The sequence below is a fragment of the Streptomyces sp. NPDC057950 genome, assembly GCF_042887295.1.
Taxonomy (GTDB): domain Bacteria; phylum Actinomycetota; class Actinomycetes; order Streptomycetales; family Streptomycetaceae; genus Streptomyces; species Streptomyces kaempferi.
Genome location: NZ_JBHVPP010000031.1, coordinates 6,517 through 30,806, shown reverse-complemented (window position 1 = coordinate 30,806; position 24,290 = coordinate 6,517). Strand labels below are relative to the sequence as shown.

Annotated in this window: 18 protein-coding genes; 4 read left to right on the top strand and 14 right to left on the bottom strand. The window is 71.1% G+C overall.

Features of this window, described 5'->3' with window-relative positions:
* Positions 1 to 5: 5 nt before the first annotated feature.
* Positions 6 to 1,220, bottom strand: a complete 1,215-nt coding sequence (locus tag ACFVTC_RS37930) for an AI-2E family transporter (protein WP_390133599.1) — start codon at positions 1,218 to 1,220, stop codon at positions 6 to 8.
* Between the two features lie 92 nt (positions 1,221 to 1,312).
* Positions 1,313 to 1,507, bottom strand: coding sequence for a DUF3046 domain-containing protein (locus ACFVTC_RS37925; protein ID WP_168530529.1), 195 nt, complete (start codon positions 1,505 to 1,507; stop codon positions 1,313 to 1,315).
* Between the two features lie 80 nt (positions 1,508 to 1,587).
* Between ACFVTC_RS37925 and ACFVTC_RS37920 the strand changes: the two genes are divergently transcribed.
* Positions 1,588 to 2,544 carry a hypothetical protein gene (locus ACFVTC_RS37920; protein WP_390133596.1) on the top strand — a complete coding sequence of 319 codons (957 nt, stop codon included), beginning with the start codon at positions 1,588 to 1,590 and terminating at the stop codon, positions 2,542 to 2,544.
* Positions 2,545 to 2,632: 88 nt separating this feature from the next.
* Here the strand turns inward: ACFVTC_RS37920 and ACFVTC_RS37915 are convergent, their stop codons facing one another.
* Genes ACFVTC_RS37915 through ACFVTC_RS37905 form a run of 3 tightly spaced genes read right to left on the bottom strand, consistent with a single transcriptional unit; the run spans position 2,633 to position 4,589 of the window.
* Entirely contained in the window at positions 2,633 to 2,941 is a 309-nt protein-coding gene (locus tag ACFVTC_RS37915; protein WP_390133594.1) for an AzlD domain-containing protein, read from the bottom strand.
* Complete coding sequence (locus ACFVTC_RS37910; protein ID WP_390133592.1) at positions 2,938 to 3,597, bottom strand: AzlC family ABC transporter permease; 660 nt, start codon at positions 3,595 to 3,597, stop codon at positions 2,938 to 2,940. Before ACFVTC_RS37910 ends, ACFVTC_RS37915 begins: the two co-directional genes overlap by 4 nt.
* Positions 3,594 to 4,589, bottom strand: a complete 996-nt coding sequence (locus tag ACFVTC_RS37905) for an AraC family transcriptional regulator (RefSeq protein ID WP_390133590.1) — start codon at positions 4,587 to 4,589, stop codon at positions 3,594 to 3,596. The genes ACFVTC_RS37910 and ACFVTC_RS37905 overlap by 4 nt, the downstream gene beginning before the upstream one ends.
* 145 nt (positions 4,590 to 4,734) lie before the next feature.
* On the opposite strand from ACFVTC_RS37905, the gene ACFVTC_RS37900 reads away from it, so the two are divergent.
* The 3 genes from ACFVTC_RS37900 (at position 4,735) to ACFVTC_RS37890 (ending at position 11,497) form a co-directional block, all read left to right on the top strand.
* Positions 4,735 to 9,654, top strand: a complete 4,920-nt coding sequence (locus ACFVTC_RS37900; RefSeq protein WP_390133588.1) for an ATP-dependent helicase — start codon at positions 4,735 to 4,737, stop codon at positions 9,652 to 9,654.
* Positions 9,655 to 9,794: 140 nt separating this feature from the next.
* Positions 9,795 to 10,703: an Fpg/Nei family DNA glycosylase gene (locus ACFVTC_RS37895; RefSeq protein ID WP_390133585.1), complete on the top strand. Its 909-nt coding sequence runs from the start codon at positions 9,795 to 9,797 to the stop codon at positions 10,701 to 10,703.
* Positions 10,704 to 10,735: 32 nt separating this feature from the next.
* Positions 10,736 to 11,497: an SDR family NAD(P)-dependent oxidoreductase gene (locus tag ACFVTC_RS37890; protein ID WP_390133583.1), complete on the top strand. Its 762-nt coding sequence runs from the start codon at positions 10,736 to 10,738 to the stop codon at positions 11,495 to 11,497.
* A gap of 351 nt (positions 11,498 to 11,848) precedes the next feature.
* On the opposite strand, the gene ACFVTC_RS37885 is transcribed toward ACFVTC_RS37890, so the two are convergent.
* From ACFVTC_RS37885 to ACFVTC_RS37845, 9 genes are all read right to left on the bottom strand, one after another.
* Positions 11,849 to 12,319: a Dps family protein gene (locus tag ACFVTC_RS37885; RefSeq protein ID WP_390133581.1), complete on the bottom strand. Its 471-nt coding sequence runs from the start codon at positions 12,317 to 12,319 to the stop codon at positions 11,849 to 11,851.
* A gap of 190 nt (positions 12,320 to 12,509) precedes the next feature.
* On the bottom strand, positions 12,510 to 12,887 hold the full coding sequence (locus ACFVTC_RS37880; protein ID WP_148010798.1) for a helix-turn-helix domain-containing protein: 378 nt from the start codon (positions 12,885 to 12,887) through the stop codon (positions 12,510 to 12,512).
* Between the two features lie 109 nt (positions 12,888 to 12,996).
* Positions 12,997 to 13,542, bottom strand: a complete 546-nt coding sequence (locus ACFVTC_RS37875; RefSeq protein ID WP_390133579.1) for a CinA family protein — start codon at positions 13,540 to 13,542, stop codon at positions 12,997 to 12,999.
* Positions 13,539 to 14,252, bottom strand: coding sequence for a CDP-diacylglycerol--glycerol-3-phosphate 3-phosphatidyltransferase (gene pgsA, locus ACFVTC_RS37870; protein ID WP_390133577.1), 714 nt, complete (start codon positions 14,250 to 14,252; stop codon positions 13,539 to 13,541). Before pgsA ends, ACFVTC_RS37875 begins: the two co-directional genes overlap by 4 nt.
* Positions 14,249 to 15,724, bottom strand: a complete 1,476-nt coding sequence (rimO, locus tag ACFVTC_RS37865) for a 30S ribosomal protein S12 methylthiotransferase RimO (protein WP_390133575.1) — start codon at positions 15,722 to 15,724, stop codon at positions 14,249 to 14,251. The genes pgsA and rimO overlap by 4 nt, the downstream gene beginning before the upstream one ends.
* Before the next feature lie 91 nt (positions 15,725 to 15,815).
* Positions 15,816 to 16,670: a helix-turn-helix domain-containing protein gene (locus ACFVTC_RS37860; protein WP_390133573.1), complete on the bottom strand. Its 855-nt coding sequence runs from the start codon at positions 16,668 to 16,670 to the stop codon at positions 15,816 to 15,818.
* 278 nt (positions 16,671 to 16,948) lie between these two features.
* Complete coding sequence (locus ACFVTC_RS37855; RefSeq protein WP_390133571.1) at positions 16,949 to 19,687, bottom strand: DNA translocase FtsK; 2,739 nt, start codon at positions 19,685 to 19,687, stop codon at positions 16,949 to 16,951.
* A gap of 213 nt (positions 19,688 to 19,900) precedes the next feature.
* Positions 19,901 to 20,584 (bottom strand): two-component system response regulator, encoded by a 684-nt coding sequence (locus ACFVTC_RS37850; RefSeq protein WP_168530517.1) that lies wholly within the window; start codon positions 20,582 to 20,584, stop codon positions 19,901 to 19,903.
* Between the two features lie 301 nt (positions 20,585 to 20,885).
* Positions 20,886 to 24,290 (bottom strand): HAMP domain-containing protein (locus ACFVTC_RS37845; protein WP_390133567.1); only part of this gene is annotated, 3,405 nt, incomplete at its 5' end.

Genomic DNA, 24,290 nt, shown 5'->3' with positions numbered 1-24,290 from the left:
GGGCCTCATCCGCCGAACAGCCCGCGCAGCCGCGCGCGGAAGGGGGTGGGTCGCCTGATCCGCCGCCCGTGCACCCGGGGGTCGTCCGTGACGTCGTACCGCTTCACGTACGCGCCCAGGAATGCCTGCAGCGTGGCGACCGCGGGAATGGCGATCAGGGCGCCCACGGCACCGAGAAGCGCGGTGCCCGCGATGACCGAGCCGAAGGCGACCGCGGGGTGGATGTCGACGGTCTTGGAGGTCAGCTTCGGCTGCAGTACGTAGTTCTCGAACTGCTGGTAGATCACGACGAAGACCAGCACCCAGAGCGCGTACCAGGGATCGACAGTGAAGGCGATCAGCATCGGCAGGGCACCCGCGAGATACGTGCCGATGGTGGGGATGAACTGCGAGACCAGGCCCACCCAGACGGCGAGCACGGGCGCGTAGGGCACGCCCAGGGACTCCAGCAGGATGTAGTGCGCGATGCCGGAGATCAGCGCCATCAGACCGCGCGAGTACAGGTAGCCGCCGGTCTTGTCGACCGCGATCTCCCACGCCCGCAGCACCTCGGCCTGCCGCGCGGGCGGCAGCACGGAGCACAGCGCGCGCCGCAGCCGCGGCCCGTCGGCCGCGAAGTAGAACGAGAACAGCGTGATCGTCAGCAGCTTGAAGAGGCCCCCGAGCACCTGCGCGGACACGTCCAGGACGCCGGTCGCGCTGTTCTGCACGTACTTCCGCAGCCAGTCGGAGTGGACCAGGCTGTCCTGGACGTCCACCCGTCTCAGGTCGGTGTGGAAGGTCGAGTTGATCCAGTTGATCACCGAGTCCAGGTACTCGGGGAAACCCTCGATCATCTTGATGATCTGGCCCGCGAGCATCGAGCCGAGCAGGGCGACGAATCCGGCGGTCACGATGAGCAGGCCGAAGAAGACGAGAAAGGTGGCCATCCCCCGGCGCATGTTGTAGGAGGCCATCCAGCTCACCGCGGGCTCGATCGCGAGCGCCAGGAAGAACGCGATGAGAATGTTGATCAACAGGCCTATCAGCTGGTGGAACGCCCAACTGCCGAGCTGGAAGACCGCGATGAGGGTGAGCGCGAGCACCATGGCGCGCGGCAGCCACCGCGGCATGCGGGCGCCCTGCCCCGCGGCGTCGCTGCCGGGAGGCGGCGCGGGCGGCGTCGTGCCGAACGGTGATGTCTGCTGGTGGACCTGTGCGGTCTCGTCTGTCGGGGCCACGGTGCAAGTCTCGCCCACGCCACCGACAATCGGTGCCCGGCCCCGGACCTTCGTGGCCGGTCAGCGGCTTTCGCCCGGAAGTTCCCGTCCCGTCAGCGGTTCTCGTACGGAACGTTCATGGTCGCGCACACCACGCGCCACACGTCCTTGGCCTCCCAGCCGGCGTCCAGGGCCTCGTGCACCGTCCGGCCGCCGAGATCCGTCATCACATGATCGCGCGCGAAGGTGTCGGCGTACCCCGCACCGAAGTGCTCCGCCATCCGCTGCCAGAAGACCGTCAACCGCATGACTCCAGTATCCCGCCCCTGAGAGTGGGTCCCGGCCGGGACCCCTTGCCGAGACCGCTTTCCGTCCTACGGTCTGAGGCATGGCCGAAACCGGAGCATCCCCACTCCCCCCGACGCCCCCGGCGCACACCCCGCTCTCACGCGCCGAGCACTTCGTCTGGCTCACCGCTCGCGTGCTGGAGCAGCGCCGCTTCGTGTACCACTTCCTGAACGGCGACGACGACGGCGGCGCCGACGCGGTCGAGACCGCGCTGGCCGCCTACCGCAACGACGACGAGGGATACGGTCATGCGCTCGAACCCGATCTGCGCGGCCCGGTCAGCCAGCCACTGCACACGGCGCACGCCCTGCGTGTGCTCGACTCGATCGGGCGCTGCGGCGGGCAGCGCGTGGACCGCGTGTGCCGCTATCTGACCTCCGTCTCGACGGCGGACGGCGCGCTGCCGGCCGTCCGCCCCAGTCAGCGCGGGTATCCTCACGCCCCCTTCGTGCCGGTCGTCGACGATCCGCCGAGCGAACTGCTGGCCACCGGGCCCGTGGTGGGTCTGCTGCACCGCAACGAGGTCTGGCACGCCTGGCTGTTCCGGGCCACCGACTTCTGCTGGCAGGCGGTGGACTCCCTGGAGAAGTCCCATCCCTACGAGGTCGAGGCGGCCGTGGCCTTCCTGGACTCCGCGCCCGACCGCCCGCGCGCGGAGGCCGCCGCCGACCGGCTCGGCCGACTGGTGCGCGAGCAACGGCTCGCCGCGCTGGACCCGGAGCGCCTCGACGCGTTCCCGGTGGCCTCCGGCTACGCGCCGGGCGAGCACCATTTCCCGTACGACTACGTGAAGACGCCGGGCTCACTCGCGCGCGCGTGGTTCACCGACGAGGAGATGGCCCGCTCCCTCGACTTCCTCGCGGACGAACAGCGGAACGACGGCGGCTGGCCGGTCCGCTGGCGGACCTGGGCACCGGGCACCGCCCTGGAGTGCCGTCCCATGGTGACGATCGAGGCACTGCGCACCCTGCGGGCCCACGGGCGGGCCATCGGCTGACCCCGGGGCACGGATCCGGTCCGCCGGCCGTCACGGGCCGGGTTTCCCCGCCGCCCGCCTCCGGTGCCGCCGGTCGTCGCCCGCGCCCTCAGCCGGTCATGGCCCGCACCCCCGCCGTCACGACCACCGCGGCGCCGACCACGAGCAGGAAGGGGGCCCGCAGGAGCAGTGCCACGGCGGCCGCGGCGAGTCCGGCGGCCTTCGCGTCCACGACCAGGACGCGCCCGTCGGCGAAGGTCTGCTGGGCCGTGAGCGCGGCCAGCAGGGCGACGGGCAGCAGGGCGGCGAGGCGCTTGACGAGCGGGCGCTCCAGGACGCCCGCCGGAACGAGCAGCCCGGTGAGTTTGACCACGTAGCAGCCGACGGCGGTCGCACCGATCGCGATCCAGATGTTCAACGGTCCTCCCCCGGTGCGTGATGGCCGGTTCCCGGCCGTCCGTCGGTCCCCGGCCGTCCGTCGGTCCCCGGGCGCCGGCGTCCCTCCAGGTAGAGGGCGGCGGGAGCGGCCAGCGCGGCCACCAGTACCGGGACTCCCGCGGGCAGCACGGAGAGCAGACCGAGCCCCAGGAGGACGGCGGCACCGGCGACCGCGCGCTCCGTGGTGGTCGTCAGCATCGGTGCGAGCAGTGCGAGGAAGACGGCGGGCCCGGCGGCGTCCAGCCCCCACGCGTCGGTGTCCCCGATGGCGTCGGCCCCGACGGCGCCCAGGAGCGTGGTCAGGTTCCACAGGACGTAGAGGGTGAGCCCGGTGACGGTGAAGCCGATCCGGACGCTGCGGCGGTTCGGCTGGGCCAGCGCCACGGCCGTGGTCTCGTCGATCACCCACTGCGCGGCGAACGGACGCACCGCGCGCGGGAGGGCCAGCAACTGCGACAGACGCAGTCCGTAGAAGGCGTTGCGCACTCCGAGGAAGAAGGCGCCCGCGGCAGCCGTGAGCGGATTGCCGCCGCTCGCGAGGGCGCCCACGAGCGCGAACTGGGAGGCGCCGGTGAACACCAGGAGGCTGAGCGCGCAGGTCTGCGGCACCGTGAGTCCGCTGCCGGCCGAGGTCACCCCGAAGGCGAAGCCGGACAGTCCGACGGCGATCCCGACTCCCAGGGCGTCCCGGACGACGGCGGCGTCGGGTCTTCCGCCGTCTTCTTTCCTGTGTGTCGCTGCGTGAGCTGTCTGTTCTGCCACACCCCGGACGGTAGGTACGGCCCCGGCTCGGCGTCTTGTACGTTCTTGCGCTCACGCTGGTAGGCGCCCGGGGGCACGCCCACGATCCGCGTGAAGTGGCGGTTCAGATGGGGCTGGTCGGTGAAGCCGACGGTGACGGCCGCGTCCGCGGGCGCGGAACCGGTGTCCAGGAGCCGGCGGGCCCTGCGGACCCGGGCGTCGGTGAGCCAGGTGTGCGGCGGCATGCCGTAGGTGTCACGGAAGGCGCGCAGCAGGGCGAACGGGCTGGTCTCCAGGTCGGTGGCGAGCCGCTCCAGGGTCGGCGGCTCGGCCATCCGCTCCTCCAGCACGGCACGCGCGCGAGCGGCGACGCGGGAACCGGCGGTGTGCACGGCCCGCCGCGGCAGAGGGCCCCCGTTCAGACGGAGCAGCCGGGTCACGGCGACCCTCAGCAGGGTGTCGGCGGCGAGCGCGTTGCCCTCCTCGGCGGCCCGGAGCACCTCGTGGACCAGGCTCACGGCGTACGGGTCGTCGAGCACCGGGCGGGTGAACCCGGGGGTGCCGCGGATCGTGGTGGTCTCGGCGGCGATCTCCGCCATCAGCTCGGGGGACGGGTACACCGCCCCGTACCGCCAGCCCTCGGGGACACCCGCCCGGCCCGTGTGCGGGGTGTCCGGGTTGACGAGCGCGAGGGTGCCCGGACCCGCGTACTGGTCGGCGCCGCCGTGGTGGAAGACCTCGACGCCGTCGGCGATGGCGGCGATCACGAAGTTCTCGTGGGTGTGCCGCACGAAGACCTTCTCGACGAAGCGGGCGCGCAGCAGGTCGACACCGGGCAGTTCCGCGTACTGCCAGTGCCGTGCCCGCTCCTGTCCCGAACCTGCCACCTCCTCATTCTCCGCGACGCCACGGCCGGACGCCGACCACTCGGTTCGCCCCTCGGCCCGTCCCGGTCCGGCCGTGCCGGATTTCCCAGCGGCCACATTCGCGCAGGTCAGGGCGGTTGTCAGTGGCGGGGTGCAGGATGGACGCATGGTCAGCTCCGCACACCGGGCCCTCGACGGCTTCTCCCCCGCGACCCGCGGCTGGTTCACGGGGGCGTTCTCCGCGCCCACCGCGGCCCAGGCCGGGGCGTGGAAAGCCATCGGTGAGGGCTCGGACGTGCTGGTGGTCGCCCCGACCGGCTCCGGCAAGACCCTGGCCGCCTTCCTCGCCGCGCTCGACCAGCTGGCCTCGACACCTCCTCCGGCCGACCCCAGGAAGCGCTGCCGGGTGCTGTACGTGTCACCGCTGAAGGCCCTCGCGGTCGACGTGGAGCGGAATCTGCGCAGCCCGCTGACCGGCATCCGCCAGGAGTCGGTGCGCCGGGGGCTTCCCGAGCCCGAGGTGCAGGTCGGCATCCGCTCCGGTGACACCCCGCCCGCCGAGCGCCGCGCGCTGGCCACCCGCCCGCCGGACATCCTGATCACGACCCCCGAGTCCCTGTTCCTGATGCTGACGTCGGCGACGCGCGACGCGCTGACGGGCATCGAGACGGTGATCCTGGACGAGGTGCACGCGGTCGCCGGTACGAAGCGCGGAGCCCATCTCGCGCTGACCCTGGAGCGCCTCGACGAACTGCTGCCCCGGCCCGCCCGCCGCATCGGCCTGTCCGCGACGGTCCGTCCGGTCGACGAAGTGGCGCGCTATCTCTCCCCCCGCCGCAAGGTGGAGATCGTCCAGCCGCCCTCCGGCAAGGAGTTCGACCTGTCGGTGGTCGTCCCGGTCGAGGACCTGGGCGAGCTGGGCGGCTCCCCGGTCGCCGACGGCAAGGAGGGCGCGGAGAAGCCCTCGATCTGGCCGCACGTGGAGGAGCGGATCACCGACCTCGTCCAGTCCCACCGCTCCACGATCGTGTTCGCCAACTCCCGCCGCCTGGCGGAGCGCCTCTGCAACCGGCTCAACGAGATCGCGTACGAGCGGGCGACCGGCGAACCCCTCGAGGAAGCCCACGCCCCGGCCCAGCTGATGGGGGGCTCCGGCGCGGCCCAGGGGGCTCCCCCCGTCATCGCCCGCGCCCATCACGGCTCCGTCTCCAAGGAGCAGCGGGCCCTGGTCGAGGAGGACCTGAAGGCGGGGCGCCTGCCCGCCGTGGTCGCCACCTCCAGCCTGGAGCTCGGCATCGACATGGGCGCGGTGGACCTCGTGATCCAGGTCGAGTCCCCGCCGTCCGTCGCCTCCGGTCTCCAGCGCGTGGGCCGGGCGGGCCACCAGGTCGGCGCGGTCTCCACCGGTGTGGTCTTCCCCAAGTACCGCGGCGACCTCGTCCAGGCGGCGGTCGTCACCGAGCGGATGCGCACCGGCTCCATCGAGTCCCTCAGGGTCCCCGCCAACCCCCTGGACGTGCTCGCGCAGCAGCTCGTCGCCATGACCGCGCTCGACACCTGGCAAGTCGACGACCTGCTCGCCACCGTCCGGCGTGCCGCCCCCTTCGCCTCGCTCCCCGAGTCGGCGTTCACCGCCGTGCTCGACATGCTCGCGGGCCGCTACCCCTCCGACGCCTTCGCCGAGCTCCGGCCCCGCGTGGTGTGGGACCGCGTCGCCGGCACGGTCACCGGCCGCCCGGGAGCGCAGCGCCTCGCCGTCACCTCCGGCGGCACCATCCCCGACAGAGGGCTTTTCGGGGTCTTCCTCGCGGGGGCCGACCCCAAGAAGGGCGGCGGCCGGGTCGGCGAGCTCGACGAGGAGATGGTCTACGAGTCCCGCGTCGGAGACGTCTTCACACTCGGCACGAGTTCCTGGCGCATCGAGGACATCACCCGCGACCGCGTCCTGGTCTCGCCCGCCCCCGGTGTGCCTGGCAGGCTCCCCTTCTGGAAGGGTGACCAGCTCGGCCGCCCGCTCGAACTGGGCCGTGCGGTCGGCGCGTTCCTCCGCGAGGTCGGCTCGCTGCCCAAGGACGACGCCCGGCTCCGGCTGCTCGCCGCCGGACTCGACGCCTGGGCCGCCGACAACGTGCTGTCGTACCTCGCCGAACAACGCGACGCGTGCGGCCACATCCCGGACGACCGCACGATCGTCGTCGAGCGGTTCCGCGACGAGCTGGGTGACTGGCGGGTGGTCGTGCACTCGCCCTTCGGTGCCCAGGTGCACGCCCCGTGGGCCCTCGCGCTCGGCGCCCGGCTCTCCGAGCGCTACGGCATGGACGCCCAGGTCATGCACGCCGACGACGGCATCGTGCTGCGTCTGCCCGACGCCGATCTGATGGGCCTGGACCTGCTCGACCAGGAACCCGCCAGGACGGGCACGGAGTACGACACCGAACAAGCGCCCGTGGGCGCCTCCGACGTCGCCTTCGACAAGGGCGAGGTCAACCAGATCGTCACCGACCAGGTCGGCGGCTCCGCGCTGTTCGCGGCCCGTTTCCGCGAGTGCGCCGCCCGCGCGCTGCTGCTGCCGCGCCGCAGCCCCGGAAAGCGCACCCCGCTGTGGCAGCAGCGCCAGCGCGCGGCTCAACTGCTGCAGGTGGCGAGCGAGTTCGGGTCCTTCCCGATCGTCCTGGAGGCGGTCCGCGAGTGCCTCCAGGATGTTTTCGACGTTCCTGGTCTCACGGAACTGATGGGCGACATCGAGTCCCGCAAGGTGCGCCTCGTCGAAGTCACGACACCCGAGCCCTCCCCCTTCGCCCGCTCACTCCTGTTCGGATACGTCGCCCAGTTCCTGTACGAGGGTGACTCACCGCTCGCCGAGCGGCGGGCGGCCGCGCTGTCCCTGGACTCGCGTCTGCTGGCGGAACTCCTCGGTCAGGCCGAGCTGCGCGAACTGCTCGACGCCGAGGTGCTGACCGAGCTCGAGCGCGAGCTCCAGTGGCTCACCGAGGACCGGCGCGTCAAGGACTCCGAGGGCGTCGCCGACCTGCTGCGCCTGCTGGGCCCGCTCACCGAGGCCGAGTTGACCGAGCGGGGCGCCGCCCCTGAATGGGCCGGGGAGCTGGCGGCGGCCCGCCGCGCCATCCGGGTCCGGATCGCCGGCGCCGACCACTGGGCGGCGATCGAGGACGCCGGCCGTCTGCGCGACGCGCTGGGCACGGCGCTGCCCGTCGGTGTCCCGGAGGCCTTCACGGAGCCCGTCAAGGATCCGCTCGGCGACCTCCTCGCCCGCTACGCCCGCACCCACGGCCCGTTCACGTCCACCACGGCCGCCGCCCGCTTCGGTCTAGGCACGGCCGTCACGGACGGAGCGCTGCAACGCCTCGCCGCGAACGGCCGCGTCGTGCAGGGCGAGTTCCATCCGGCGGGCATCGGTCAGGAGTGGTGCGACGCCGCCGTGCTGCGCAGACTGCGGCGCCGCTCCCTCGCGGCCCTGCGTCATGAGCTGGAGCCCGTACCGCCCGCCGCGCTCGCGCAGTTCCTGCCGCAGTGGCAGCACGTCGGCGGTGGGCACGGGCTGCGCGGCATCGACGGACTGGTGCGCGCCGTCGAGCAGTTGCAGGGGGCCTCGGTGCCCGCCTCCGCCCTGGAGAAGCTGGTGCTGCCCTCCCGGGTCTCCGGCTACGCTCCCGCGATGCTCGACGAGCTCACCGCCGCCGGAGAGGTGCTCTGGGCGGGCGCCGGATCGCTGCCCGGCAAGGACGGCTGGGTCTCGCTGTATCTCGCGGACGCGGCCCCGCTGCTCCTGCCGACCCCGCACCCCCTGGAGCCGACCGCGCTGCACCAGTCGGTCCTGGACGCCCTCTCCGGAGGCTACGGCCTGTTCTTCCGCCAGATCACCGACCAGGTCCGCGCCACCACGCATCCCGACGCCACGGATCCCCAACTCGCCGACACGATCTGGGACCTGGCGTGGTCCGGACGGCTCACGAACGACACGCTCGCACCGATGCGCTCCCTGCTCGGCTCGGGCCGCACCGCCGGCTCCACGGCCCACCGGGCCAAGCGCACGGTCCCGCGCGGGCGTTACGGCTCCCTGACCGGCGCCGCCCGCCCCCAGTCCCGTACCGGCCCCCCGACCGTGGCCGGCCGCTGGTCGCTGCTCCCCGCCCGTGAGGCCGACGCCACCGTGCGCGCCCACGCCCTGGCCCGCACCCTGCTGGACCGGCACGGTGTGGTGACCCGGGGCGCGGTCGCCGCGGAGGGTGTCGAGGGCGGCTTCTCCGCGGTGTACCGCATCCTGTCCGCCTTCGAGGACAGCGGCCAGGCGCGCCGCGGCTATGTCGTGGAGGGGCTCGGTGCCGCCCAGTTCGCGATGGACGGCGCGGTCGACCGGCTGCGCGCGGCGGCGAACGCACGGGACCGCGGCGAGGCCCTCGGCGGCCTGGACGTCCCGCACGGCGCCCCCGGCCCGAACGGCTTCCCGGCCTCCAGCGCCTTCGCCGGCCCGAACGGCTTCCCCGGCTCCAGCGCTTTCGCCGACCCGCGCGGCTCCAGCGGCTTCGCCGACTTCCCGGACGGTCCGGGTTCCGTGGACGCCGACGACCACGGCTTCCCGGCCGACGCCGCCTTCTCGACGCTCTCCGCCCACCCCGCGGACGACTCCATCCACACCCTGCCCCCGAACCGCACCCGCCCGCGCCACCGCCCGACCGTCCAGGCCGTGGTGCTCGCCGCCGCCGACCCCGCGAACGCGTACGGCGCGGCCCTCGCCTGGCCCGAGCCGCCCACCGACGCCGGGCACAAACCCGGGCGCAAGGCGGGTTCCCTGGTCGTGCTCGTCGAAGGCGAGCTGACCCTCTACATGGAGCGCGGCGGCAAGACACTGCTGGCCTGGCCCTCCGACCCGGACGGCGCGGTCACGGACGACGCACGTCTGGGTGCGGCCGCCGAGGCGCTCGCCGCCGCTGCCCGCGCGGGCTCCCTCGGCACGGTCACGGTGGAGCGCGTGAACGGCGCCTCCGCCCTGACCTCCCCCTTCGGCACCCTTCTGGAAGGTGCCGGCTTCATCGCGACCCCCCGCGGACTGCGCCTGCGCGCCTGACCACCACAGACCCGCCGCATACCCCACACCCCGCACCCCGACCCACACCCACACCCACACCCACACCCGCACCCGCACCCGCACCCGCACCCGCACCCGCACCCGAGCATCCCGCCCACACCCGTGCCACCCTGGAACGCATGCCTGAAGGAGACACCGTCTGGCAGGCCGCGAGACGGCTGCACATCGCCCTCGCGGGCAAGGTCCTGACCCGCTCCGACCTGCGGGTCCCCAGGTTCGCCACCGCCGACCTCACCGGCCGCACGGTCCTGGACGTCACCCCGCGAGGCAAGCACCTGCTCACCCGGATCGAGGGCGGTCTGACCCTCCACTCGCATCTGCGGATGGACGGCTCCTGGAAGGTGTACGCCCCCGGCCGGCGCTGGAGTGGCGGTCCGGCCCACCAGATCCGGGCCATTCTCGGCACCGCCGACCGTACGGCCGTCGGGTACCGGCTGCCCGTTCTGGAACTGCTGCGCACCACCGACGAGGACCGGGCCGTCGGCCATCTCGGACCCGACCTCCTCGGCCCCGACTGGAACCCCGACAAGGCCTTGTCGAACCTCCTCGAGGACCCCGCCCGCTCCCTGGGGGAGGCGCTGCTCGACCAGCGCAACCTCGCCGGAATCGGGAACGTCTACAAGAGCGAACTCTGCTTCCTCCTCAGGGTCACCCCGTGGCTCCCCGTCGGCGAGCTCCCCACCGACCGCGCCCACCTGCTGCCCGTCCTCGCCAAGAGGCTCCTGGAGGCCAACCGCGACCGTCCGGTCCGCAGCACCACGGGCCGCCCCGACCAGAACCTCTTCGTGTACGGACGCGCGCCCCGCCCCTGTCTGCGCTGCGGTACGTCGATCCGGCGGGCCGACCAGGGCGACGGCTCCCGCGAACGCCCCACGTACTGGTGCCCGAACTGCCAGCCGGGCCCTACCCCGACATCCGGCCCCACCCCGGGACCCGGCTCCACCACGCCCCCTGGCACCGCCCCGGACCCGGGCCGGACGCCGAACGCCACCGAACACCGTACGAGGACCCCGCCTCCCAGCAATTGACGGACCGTCAGAAGTCCTCGTACCGTCCCTACATGGCCGTGAAGGCGTACGACCTCACCGGGCGCACCGCATTCGTCACGGGCGCCGCCGGCGGCATCGGCCGCGCCTCGGCCGTGCTGCTCGCGGAGGCGGGAGCCACCGTCCACTGCGCGGACCTGGACCCGGAGGGCCTGCACAAGACGGTCACCCTCATCGAGGACGCGGGCGGCACGGCCCACGCGCACACGCTCGACGTCACCGACCGCGAGCGGCTCCGCCGGGCCGTCAGATCGTGCCCGCGCCTCGACGTCATGGCCGCGGTGGCCGGGATCATGCACACCAGCGAAGTGCTGGAGACCCGGGACGAGGACCTCGACCGGGTTCTGGGGGTCAACTTCAAGGGGGTCCTCCACTCCTGCCAGGAGGCGGCCCTCCTCATGATCGAGCGGAACATCCGCGGCAGCATCGTCACCATGGCGTCGGGCGCCGTGGACACCGGCGGGCGCGGACTGCTCTGTTACGGCGCCGCGAAGGCGGCCGTCGTGCAGTTGACGAAGACGCTTGCGACCGAGATCGGCCCGCACGGCATCCGCGTCAACGCGGTCGCGCCCGGCTGGACACGCACACCGATGACCGACCACCACGGTGAGGCACAGGCGCGCACCGAGGCGGCCATGGCCCGGCTGTCACCGCTGGGCCGGGTCGGCGAGGCCGAGGACGTCGCCCACGCCGTGCTGTACCTGGCCTGTGACGCATCGGCGTTCACGACGGGTCAGATCCTCCGCCCCAACGGCGGGGTCGCGATGCCGTGGTAGCCCCACGGCGCCACCGCCACCGCCCACGTTCCCGGACCGCCCCCGCACCATCGGCGGCCACCGCGACGCCCGGCTTCGGCACGCAGTGCACCGGCAGCAGACTCAGCCCCCACCCGCCGGCGACGACCGCTCCTTCCAGCACACCCGCGCCCGGCACCAGCGCCAGCCGGAGCACCCCCCACCACCACAGCGCACCGAGCACCAGCGCCACCCCCCAGCGCGCTATCCGCCCTGCCATGGTGCTCACCTCCAGCCCGAAGCTAGACCCGCGCCCTCATGTGCCGACAGGGCGCACCAACGGCACAGGGGCGCACCCAGGGCACATACGGAGCCGACCGCGCCTGCCCCCACTCACCCGTTCTCCGCCTGGAACATCCAGTGGTGCTTCTCCAGATCGGCGGTGATCTGGATGAAGATGTCCTGGCTCACCGGATCCGCCTCGCCGGTCGACTCCACCCGCGCCCGCATCCGGGTGATCACGGCACCCAGCGCGTTGACCAGAGTCCCCACGGCATCGGTGTCCTTGACCCAGCCGTCCGGGGTCGCGCCGATGCCGCTGTCGGCGGCCACGGTCCGGGCCCGCCCGTCGGGCGGTACACCCAGCGTCGAAGCGCGCTCGGCCACGGTGTCGGAGTGCAGCCGCGCGGTGTCCACGACCTCGTCGAGCTGGAGGTGGACGGATCGGAAGCGCGGTCCGACGACGTTCCAGTGGATCTGCTTCGCCACCAGCGAGAGGTCCACCAGGTCGACCAGCGCTCCCTGCAACGCCTCGGACACCGTCTTCAGGTCCGCGTCCGCCAACGGGCTCTTCACGACGTACATCCGATTCCTCCGGCTCTCCTGACACGTGCTCGATACGCCACAACCCACTAACCATGACATAAACGAACAATTCGGGTCACTCGAAGAAAAACGAAGACCCCGGCCGAACCTGCTCCAGATCTCCCTGGAACAACCCCGGCCGGGGCCTTCGCACAAGCGTGCTCAGCTCATGAGCGCGAACTCGTGAGCGTCAGGCGGCGACGACGTCGACCGCCTCGGCTGGCGCCTTGATGGTGACCCGTTCCGGTGGCACACCGGTGACCGACACGGAATTCAGCATCGGACGGCGTACCGGTGCGGGCACCGGGTCGGTGGCCGCTGCAGACTGTGCCAGCTCGGCGAGAGCGAGCTCGTCGCTCACTTCCCGCATGAGCTCGGACATCCGTACGTCCAGCGCGTCGCAGATGGCGGAGAGCAGCTCGGAGGATGCCTCCTTCTGCCCCCGCTCCACCTCGGAGAGATAGCCGAGTGAAACTCGGGCGGACGAGGAGACTTCGCGCAGAGTACGGCCCTGGCGCTGGCGCTGCCGACGCAGCACGTCACCCAGCAGGCGACGGAGCAGAATCATCGGTGGCTCCCTCCTCGGACCGCGTAGCCGCATCCTTCTCGCCCCACCGTACCGCCTCGCGCCGCGGCCGTGCGGGGAGCGATGTCGTGTTCACTCAGGGCTGCAAACATCAAGTCCCCCCGTTCTGTTCCGTATCCTGTGCCCGCTCATTTCCGGTCTGTTCGCCCGCGAGCTCTCTCAGGAGCAGCGCGAGTACGCTGCGTACACTCTCCATACGGATTTCCGCCCGGTCGCCGTTCAACCGCAGCCGAACCACTTTCCCGCTCCCGATGGCGGGAAACATCGCTTCGGCGGGGCCGTCCACGGCCACGAACACCGTGCCGACCGGCTGTCCGTCCTGGGGGTCGGGTCCCGCGACACCGGTGGTCGCGATCCCCCAGTCCGCGCCGAGCGCCTTGCGCACTCCGGCCGCCATCTGGGACGCGACCTGCGGATCCACCGCCCCGCGCTCGGCCAGCAGAGTGGCGTCGACGCCCAGCAGCCGGTGCTTGAGTTCGGTGGCGTACGCGGTCACGGAGCCCCGGAAGGCGCGGGACGCTCCGGGCGTCGCGGTGATCTCCGCCGCCACCAGACCGCCGGTCAGCGACTCGGCCACGGCGAGGGTCTCGCCCCTCACCCTGAGTAGTCGCAGCACCTCGGCGGCCTCCGGACTCACCGCTCGGCCTCCACGGACGCCGCCCGGCGCGCGGCGATTCCACTCCGGCGCAGCACGATGGCCTGCCTCACGTAGTCGAGCCCGGTGACGACGGTCAGGACGACCGCCACGGCCATCACCCAGAACCTCAGGGTGGCCAGGCCGCCCGTCAGCGCGAGGACGTACATGCCGACCGCCGTGCCCTGCGCCAGGGTCTTCAGCTTGCCGCCGCGACTGGCCGGAATGACGCCGTACCGGATCACCACGAAGCGCAGCAGGGTGACACCGAGCTCGCGCCCGAGGATCACGCCCGTCACCCACCACGGAAGATCACCCAGCGAGGACAGGCAGATCAGCGCAGAGCCCATGATCGCCTTGTCGGCGATGGGGTCGGCGATCTTCCCGAAGTCCGTGACCAGGTCGTACGTGCGCGCCAGGTGACCGTCGAAGATGTCGGTGATCATGGCGACGGCGAAGGCCGCCCAGGCCCAGGCACGCCAGACGGGGTCGTACCCGCCGTCGGCCAGCATCAGCGCCACGAAGCCGGGCACCAGGACGAGCCGGATCATGGTCAGGATGTTCGCGATGTTCCAGAGGCTGGCCTGGTTGACGGCCGCAGCGCCCAGCTTCCCGCCCCGCGCCGGCTTGGAGTCCCCCGGAGCGCCGGGAGCGCCCGCCGCGCCGTTCGCGCTGGGGGAGCCGCCCGCCGCGGACGCCGGGACTCCGGTCATCTGCCCGCCTCCTCAGTACCGGAAAGCGAACCCGGGAGGGGCTCGGCCACCAGGTCCACACCTTCCGTACCGACCACCTTGGCCTCGACGATACGGCCGACGGTCAGGCCTTCGCCGCTCGTGAACAGGACCTGTCCGTCCGTCTCGGGCGCCTGGTGCGCGGCCCGGCCGTACGCGCCGTCCTCCCCGTCGAGGGACTCCACCAGCACCCGCACGGTCTCGCCGACGCGCTCCTCCGCGCGCTGCGCGACCAGCTCCTCGGCGAGCCGGGACACCCGCGCGAGGCGGTCGGCGACGACGTCCTCGTCCAGCTTGTGGTCGTACGTCGCCGCTTCGGTGCCCTCCTCGTCGGAGTACCCGAAGACACCGATCGCGTCGAGGCGCGCATGGGTGAGGAACCGCTCGAGCTCCGCGAGGTCGGCCTCGCTCTCCCCGGGGAAGCCCACGATGAAGTTGGACCGCACACCGGCCTGCGGTGCCTTGGAGCGGATCGTGTCGAGCAGCTCGAGGAAGCGGTCGGTGTCGCCGAAGCGGCGCATCGAGCGCAGTACGTCGGGCGCTGAGTGCTGGAAGGAGAGGTCGAAGTAGGGCGCGATGTTCGGCGTCGAGGTGAGGACGTCGATGAGCCCGGGGCGCATCTCGGCGGGCTGCAGGTAGCTGACCCGCACCCGCTCGATGCCGTCGATCTCGGCCAGCTCGGGCAGCATCGTCTCCAGCAGGCGGATGTCGCCGAGGTCCTTGCCGTACGAGGTGTTGTTCTCGGAGACCAGCATGACCTCCTTGACACCCTGCTCGGCCAGCCAGCGGGTCTCGTTCAGTACGTCGCTGGGGCGCCGGGAGATGAAGGACCCGCGGAAGGACGGGATGGCGCAGAAGGAGCAGCGCCGGTCACAGCCGGAGGCGAGCTTCACCGAGGCGACCGGCGAGCCGTCCAGACGGCGCCGCAGCGGTGCGCGGGGGCCGGACACCGGGGCCACGCCCTCGGGCAGGTCCGAGGGGGCGCCGTGGCCGGGAAGGGCCACCTCCTCGCCGGCGCTCTGCCGCTCGGCCGGGCTGATCGGCAGCAGCTTGCGCCGGTCGCGGGGGGTGTGCGAGGCGTGGATCCCGCCGTTCAGGATGGTCTGGAGGCGGTCGGAGATGTCCGCGTAGTCGTCGAAGCCGAGCACGCCGTCGGCCTCGGGCAGGGCCTGGGCGAGCTCCTTGCCGTACCGCTCGGCCATGCAGCCCACGGCCACGACGGCCTGGGTTCTGCCCTGGCCCTTGAGGTCATTGGCTTCGAGGAGGGCGTCCACGGAGTCCTTCTTGGCGGCCTCGACGAAGCCACAGGTGTTGACGACGGCGACATCCGCGTCCTCGGCGTCCTCCACGAGTTGCCAGCCGTCCGCCTCCAAGCGGCCTGCGAGCTCCTCCGAGTCCACCTCGTTACGGGCGCAGCCAAGGGTGACGAGTGCGACGGTACGGCGTTCAGGCATGGGCTCAAGACTACTTTGTCTCGCTGACAGCCCACGTCGACGGGGTTGGCCGATCTTGGCCAACCCCGTCCCCGCCTGCGCCCTGGGCCCGTTATCCGACGACGGGGTCACCCTTGGTGTAGGTCAGTCGCTCGACCTGGCCCGACTGGAACTGGTCGTCGATCTTCTTGCCGTTCACATAGAGCTGGATCGCGCCCGCGTCGCCGAGCACGAGGTCGATCTTCGACTTGTCCTGGAAGGTCTGGGACTCGCCCTTCTTGAGCAGGCCGTCGAAGAGCAGCCGGCCGTTGTGGTCCTTGGCGGAGATCCAGCTGCGCCCGTCGGGGGCGCTCACCTGCACGGTCACCTTGTCCTGCGGGGCGGCCGCGATGGCGCTGTCGGACGGATCGGGCTTCGGGTCGGCGGGCTTGCTGATCTTGGGGCTGGCCGAGACGGGCGACTTGCCGGTGGTGGGCGTGGAACCCTCGGCGACGTTCGACTTCGCGCCGTCGCCCGAGCTGCCCTTGATCGCGGTGAAGCCGACGAAGCCGATCACGGCGACGATCGCCGCGACCATGGCCGCGGTCCAGTTCGGCCCGCGACGCTCCGGACGGATACGTTCCGCCTCGAAGAGCGGGGCGGCGGGGGTCGGCGCGGGACGCCCGCCGTGTTCGGCGTCGTAGCGGGCCAGCAGCGGAACCGGGTCGAGCTGTACGGCGCGGGCCAGGGTCCGGATGTGACCGCGTGCGTAGACGTCACCGCCACAGGGGCTGAAGTCGTCCTGTTCGATCGCGTGCACGATGGCGATACGGACCCGGGTCGCGTTGCTGACGTCGTCGACGGTCAGTCCGGCCTCGATGCGGGCCCGCTGCAGAGCACGGCCGACCGAGGGACCTTCTTCGTGGTGCTCTTCGAACGGGCGCTCGTCTTCGGGGATGTTGCCGTCAGGGGAGTTGCCGATGGACACGGGGGCGCCTTTCGAGCGTGTAGCCACCTGTGCTGGAGGTTCAGTTTAGGGGGGGTGCGAAAGGGTGGGGCAACCGGGCGGTTGGACTTTGTACGCCATCAGAATGGCCGGTCATCCTGATGCGGGACATGTACCTGTCCCCTCGCTCAACTTGACGTTCGCCGAAGGGAAACGGTTGCCCTGCGGCTCCTTACGGGTGAGTCACGTTCGAATATCAACATGTCGTGTACCCCCTGGTCCGATGACCGATGCGTCCCGGTTTCCCGGGCCGCATCGGCTCACGCTTCCGCTTCCCCGCGCATCACCGCGAGCACGCCGTCGAGCTCGTCGCCCTTCACCAGCACGTCACGTGCCTTGGATCCCTCGCTCGGCCCCACGATGCCGCGCGACTCCATGAGGTCCATCAGCCGTCCCGCCTTGGCGAAACCGACACGCAGCTTGCGCTGGAGCATCGAGGTGGACCCGAACTGCGACGTGACGACCAGCTCGGCGGCGGCGCACAGCAGGTCGAGGTCGTCACCGATGTCCTCGTCGATCTCCTTCTTCTGCTTGGTGCCCACCGTGACGTCGTCCCGGAAGACCGGCGCCATCTGGTCCTTGCAGTGCTGCACGATCGCGGCGACCTCGTCCTCGGTGACGAAGGCGCCCTGCATACGGGTGGGTTTGTTCGCGCCCATCGGCAGGAAGAGCCCGTCGCCCTTGCCGATCAGCTTCTCCGCGCCCGGCTGGTCGAGGATGACGCGGCTGTCGGCGAGCGAGGAGGTGGCGAAGGCGAGCCGCGACGGCACGTTCGCCTTGATCAGACCGGTGACGACGTCCACCGACGGCCGCTGTGTGGCGAGCACCAGGTGGATGCCGGCCGCGCGCGCGAGCTGGGTGATGCGCACGATGGAGTCCTCGACGTCCCGCGGCGCGACCATCATCAGGTCGGCCAGCTCGTCGACGATCACCAGCAGGTACGGGTAGGTCTTCAGCTCCCGCTCGCTGCCCTCGGGCGTCTTCAGCTTGCCGTCGCGGATGGCCTGGTTGAAGTCGTCGATGTGCCGGTAGCCGAACGCCGCGAGGTCGTCGTAGCGCAGGTCCATCTCCCGCACGACCCACTGCAGGGCCTCGGCGGCCCGCTTCGGGTTGGTGATGATCGGCGTGATCAGGTGCGGGATGCCCTCGTACGCGGTCAGCTCGACCCGCTTGGGGTCCACGAGGACCATCCGGACGTCCTCGGGGGTCGCGCGGACCATCACGGAGGTGATCAGGCAGTTGATGCAGGAGGACTTACCGGAACCGGTGGCTCCGGCGACGAGTACGTGCGGCATCTTGGCCAGGTTGGCCATCACGTAGCCGCCCTCGACGTCCTTGCCGAGCGCGACGAGCATCGGGTGGTCGTCCTCGGCCGCGTCCGCGAGGCGCAGCACGTCGCCGAGGTTGACCATCTCGCGGTCGGTGTTCGGGATCTCGATGCCGACCGCCGACTTGCCGGGGATCGGGCTGATGATCCGCACGTCGGGGCTGGCGACGGCGTACGCGATGTTCTTGGTGAGCGCGGTGATCCGCTCGACCTTCACGGCCGGGCCGAGCTCGACCTCGTAGCGGGTGACCGTCGGACCGCGGGTGAAGCCGGTGACGGCGGCGTCGACCTTGAACTCCATGAAGACGTTCTGGAGCGAGGCGACCACCGCGTCGTTGGCGGCGCTGCGGGTCTTGCCGGGGCCGCCGCGCTCCAGGAGGTCGAGTGACGGCAGGGAGTAGGTGATGTCGCCGGAGAGCTGGAGCTGCTCGGCGCGCGGCGGCAGGTCGCGCGGCGCCTCGGGCGCCGACTTGGTGAGGTCGGGCACGACGGAGTCGACGGCCGGCGACTCCTGCCGGGGCCGCTTGGCTCCCGGAACGGCCTTGGCGCGGGCGGCCGGCACCGGAGTCGTCTCCTCGTACCCGTCGCGTTCCACGGTGACGCCGTGCGTCAGGTCGGCGACCAGCGGGGAGGGCGGCATGCCGTGCATCACGGCGCCGTCGAGCGCCGCGGCGGCCGCCGCGGCGACGTCCACCGCGTCCATCGGCCGGTTCGGGTCGTGCTGGCGCGCTGGAGCCCGCCGGGGGCGGCCACGGCGCTTGGTGAGCGCCTCTTCCTCGGCGCCTTCGGGGTCGTACTCGCCGGGGCCGCCCGGGCCTCTGCGGGAGCGCGCGGGGAGCGCCTCACGCCACTGCTCGTCGTAGCGCTCGTCGTCCTCGTCGAAGAACCTCTCGTCCGGGTCGCCCTGGACGATGCCGAGCCGCTGTCCGAGCAGCCGCAGCCGCTGCGGGATCGCGTTGACGGGCGTGGCCGTGACGACCAGCAGACCGAAGACCGTGAGCAGGACCAGGAGCGGTACGGCGAGGACGTCGCCCATGGTGTACGTCAGCGGGGTGGACGCACCCCAGCCGATGAGGCCGCCGGCGTCCCTTATCGCCTGCATGCCGTCGCTGCGCGCGGGCGCCCCGCAGGCGATGTGGACCTGTCCGAGCACGCCGATGACGAGCGCGGACAGACCGATCACGATGCGGCCGTTGGCCTCGGGCCTCTCGGGGTGCCGGATGAAGCGGACGGCAATGACGGCGAGGAGTATCGGGACGAGCAGGTCGAGCCGGCCGAAGGCACCGGTCACCAGCATCTCGACGAGGTCGCCGACGGGCCCGCGCAGATTCGACCACGTGCCCGCCGCGACGATCAGCGCGAGACCGAGCAGCAGGAGCGCGAGGCCGTCCTTGCGATGGGCCGGGTCGAGCCCCTTCGCGCCTCGCCCTATGCCGCGGAACATCGCCCCGACGGCATGCGCGAGGCCCAGCCACACGGCGCGTACGAGCCTGTACACACCCGTGGTCGGGCTGGGCGCCGGCGCGGGTACGGGCTTCTTCGCCGCGGCCTTCTTGGCGGGCGCCTTCTTGGCGACCGCTTTTTTCGCGGGGGCCTTCTTCAGCGCGGCCTTCGTCGGAGCGGCCGCCTTCTTCGCGGGCGGCTTCTGGGCTGCGGACTGACGTGAGGCCATGGGTGTGAGGTTACCGGTGGAGACGACAAGGGACACGTGTGCCCACAGCTTCACCCGATCGTGTCGCCCTTGCCGGGGCACGGAACTGACGCCGGATCACCGCGCGCCGTCGCCCCCGAACGCTCGTCCACCGGACGGCGCCTCCGCGTTTCGCCCGCCTCACCTCGCGGGCCCGAAGGCCGGTTCGCCGTACGCCCGGCGCGGGACCGGAGGTCAGCTCTGCGAGGGAACCGACGCCGCGCCGTTGCCCGTGCCCGGCTCCAACGCGTCCAGCGCCCGGCGCAGTCCGGTGAGTTTGCGCTCGAGATGGGCGGCGGTCGCCACCGCCGCCGCGTCCGCCGAGTCGTCGTCGAGTTGCTTGGACAGCGCCTCGGCCTGCTCCTCGACGGCCGCGAGCCGCGCCGAGAGTTCGGCGAGGAGACCGGCCGGCTCCTTGGCGCTGCCGAGCGCCACCTTGCCGCCGCCCTCCAGCTGGAGCCGCAGCAGCGCGGCCTGCTCACGCAGTTGGCAGTTCTTCATGTAGAGCTCGACGAAGACCGAGACCTTCGCGCGCAGCACCCACGGGTCGAACGGCTTGGAGATGTAGTCCACCGCGCCCGCCGCGTACCCCCGGAAGGTGTGATGCGGACCGTGATTGATCGCGGTGAGGAAGATGATCGGGATGTCCCGGGTCCGTTCTCGCCGCTTGATGTGCGCGGCGGTTTCGAATCCGTCCATGCCCGGCATCTGTACGTCCAGCAGAATGACCGCGAAGTCGTCCGTGAGTAGTGCTTTGAGCGCTTCCTCCCCGGACGATGCCCGCACCAGTGTCTGATCGAGCGCGGAGAGGATCGCCTCCAGCGCCAGCAGATTCTCCGGCCGGTCATCGACCAGGAGGATCTTGGCCTTCTGCACCATGGCCCGCCCTCCTCGTCCCGGCAGTGCACCGGGCGCCGCCCCAGGGGACGGCTCCCTTGCGCCGTCCGTCCTTGTGCCGGTCATGGTAGCCGCACCCCGCCTGTCGCCACACCCTGTCACCGCGATGTCACTGTGCACGTAGCAGAAACGTAGTGGGGGACCAGAAGGTTCCCCGAATCCAGCGCTTCTACACGGCTTCGCCCACAGCCGGTTGTCCGACGTCGGGCGTGCCGCGGCGAGCCGCCGACGCGCACACCGCCGCGTCCTGGACGCGGCAACCGTACAGTGATCCGCACCCCGTTCACTCCCCGCGCATCCACTGCTCCATCACGGAGAGCAGGTGATCGGGATCGACGGGCTTGGTGACGTAGTCGGACGCACCGGACTCGAGGGCCTTCTCCCGGTCGCCCTTCATCGCCTTCGCCGTGAGCGCGATGATCGGCAGTCCGGCGAACTGCGGCATCCGACGAATCGCCGTGGTCGTCGCATAGCCGTCCATCTCGGGCATCATGATGTCCATCAGGACAACCGTCACATCGTCGTGCTGCTCCAGAACCTCGATACCCTCACGGCCGTTCTCGGCGTACAGCACCGAGAGACCGTGCTGCTCCAGGACGCTGGTGAGCGCGAACACGTTGCGGATGTCGTCGTCGACGATCAGCACCTTCTCACCCTCGAACCGGATGCCTCCACGCGCCTGCGACGCCGTCTCCTGCTGCGCCGCGACCGGCCACTGTTCCTGAACGGGGCCGCCCGCCCCGTTCGGCTGCGCCGTCAGCCCGGGACGCGACTCGGCCACCGGCAGTGCCCTGCGGCGCCTCCTGAAGAGCGCGGCGGGCCCGTTCTGGGTCTCCTGGTACGACTTCACCTCGGCCGGCGTCCCGATGTCCGCCCCGGCCCGCTCCGCCTCGGACGCGAGCAGCTCCCCCGCCCCCAGCGTGGGCGCCAGCTGCCCGTAGCCCTGCGGAGGCAGTTCGCTCGGGTGCAGCGGCAGGTACAGCGTGAACGTCGAACCGCGTCCCGGCTCGCTCTGGGCGTGGATCTCACCGCCCAGCAGACGCGCGATCTCCCGCGAGATGGACAGCCCCAGTCCCGTACCGCCGTACTTCCTGCTCGTCGTGCCGTCCGCCTGCTTGAAGGCCTCGAAAATCACCCGCATCTTGCTGGCGGCGATCCCGATGCCCGTGTCGGTCACGGAGAACGCGATCAGATCGGCGTCGGCGTCCCGCAGCGAACCCGCCTCCAGAAGCTGCTCCCGGATGGCCACCGGCACATCCGCGCCCGCGGGCCGGATCACCAGCTCGACCGCTCCGGAGTCGGTGAACTTCACCGCGTTGGACAGCAGGTTGCGCAGCACCTGCAGGAGCCGCTGTTCGTCGGTGTGCAGCGTGGCGGGCAGTTCCGGCGACACCCGGACCGAGAAGTCGAGACCCTTCTCCGCGGTCAGCGGACGGAACGTCGCCTCCACGTAGTCGACGAGCTGCACCAGCGCGATACGCGTCGGCGACACGTCCATCTTCCCGGCCTCGACCTTCGACAGGTCCAGGATGTCGTTGATCAGCTGGAGCAGGTCGGACCCCGCGCCGTGGATCGTCTCGGCGAACTCGACCTGCTTCGGGGTGAGGTTCGACTCCGCGTTGTCGGCGAGCAACTTGGCCAGGATCAGCAGGGAGTTGAGCGGTGTCCGCAGCTCGTGCGACATGTTCGCCAGGAACTCGCTCTTGTAGCGCATGGACACCGCGAGCTGCTCGGCACGCTCCTCCAGGACCTGGCGGGCCTCCTCGATCTCGGTGTTCTTGACCTCGATGTCGCGGTTCTGCTGAGCCAGCAGCTCGGCCTTCTCCTCCAGTTCCGCATTGGAGTCCTGAAGGGCCTTCTGCCGGTTCTCCAGCTCCGCCGACCGCTCCCGGAGCTGCTCGGTCAGCTCCTGCGACTGCTTGAGCAGCACCTCCGTCTTGGTGTTGACGGAGATGGTGTTGACGCTCGTCGCGATCATCTCGGCGATCTGGTTCAGGAAGTCCTTCTGGATCTGCGTGAACGGCGTGAAGGAGGCCAGCTCGATCACACCGAGCACGGTCCCCTCGAAGAGCACCGGAAGGACGATGACCTGCGCCGGGGGCGCCTCGCCGAGCCCCGAGGAGATCTTCAGATAGCCGCTCGGCGCGTTCTCCACCAGGATCGTGCGCTTCTCCTGCGCGGCCGTCCCGATGAGCGCCTCGCCGGGCCGGAACGACGTCGGCATCGAGCCCATCGAGTAGCCGTACGACCCGAGCATGCGCAGCTCGTACGCCTCCTCGTCCTCGGCGCTCGCGTCCCTCCCGTCGACCAGCGGCATCGACAGGAAGAACGCGCCGTGCTGCGCGGAGACCACCGGCGTCAGCTCGCTCATGATCAGCGAGGCCACGTCGTCGAGGTCCCGGCGCCCCTGCATCAGCGCGGAGATCCGGGCCAGGTTGCCCTTGAGCCAGTCCTGTTCCTTGTTGGCGATGGTGGTGTCACGCAGATTGGCGATCATCTTGTTGATGTAGTCCTGAAGTTCCTGGATCTCGCCCGAGGCGTCCACGTCGATCTTCAGGTTCAGGTCACCGCGGGTCACCGCGGTCGCCACGCGCGCGATGGCACGCACCTGCCGGGTCAGGTTCCCGGCCATCTCGTTCACCGACTCGGTGAGGTCGCGCCAGGTCCCGTCGACGTCGCGGACCCGCGCCTGACCGCCCAACTGACCCTCGGTGCCCACCTCGCGGGCCACCCGGGTGACCTCCTCCGCGAAGGACGACAGCTGGTCGACCATCGTGTTGATGGTGGTCTTCAGTTCGAGGATCTCACCGCGGGCGTCGATGTCGATCTTCTTCGTCAGGTCGCCCTTGGCGATGGCCGTGGTGACCATCGCGATGTTGCGCACCTGGCCGGTCAGGTTGGACGCCATCCCGTTCACGGACTCCGTGAGGTCCTTCCACGTACCGGCGACTCCCGGAACGTGCGCCTGGCCGCCCAGGATGCCGTCCGTACCTACCTCGCGGGCCACCTTGGTGACCTGCTCGGCGAACGAACTCAGCGTCTTCACCATGGTGTTGAAGGTGTCGGCGAGCTGCGCGACCTCGCCGCGCGCCTCGATCGTCACCGTCCGGGTCAGGTCGCCGTTGGCGACGGCCGCCGCCACCTGCGAGATGTTCCGCACCTGCATCGTGAGGTTGTAGGCCATCAGGTTGACGTTGTCGCTCAGGTCCTTCCAGATGCCCGTGACCCCGGGCACCCGCGCCTGACCGCCCAACTGGCCCTCGGTGCCCACCTCACGGGCCACCCGGGTCACCTGCTCGGCGAACGAGGACAGCTGGTCGACCATCGTGTTGACGGTGGTGACCAGTTCGAGGATCTCGCCCTTGGCGTCGACGGTGATCTTCTTGGACAGGTCGCCCATGGCGACGGCGGTGGTCACCTCGGCGATGTTGCGCACCTGGATGGTCAGGTTGTTCGCCATGAAGTTCACGGACTGCGTGAGGTCCTTCCAGGTGCCGGAGACCCCCTGCACCTCGGCCTGCCCGCCGAGCCGGCCCTCCGTACCCACCTCACGCGCCACCCGCGTCACCTGCTCGGCGAAGTTCGAGAGCTGGTCCACCATCGTGTTGAGGGTGTTCTTCAGCTCCAGGATCTCGCCGCGCGCGTCCACGTCGATCTTCTGCGACAGGTCACCCCGCGCCACCGCCGT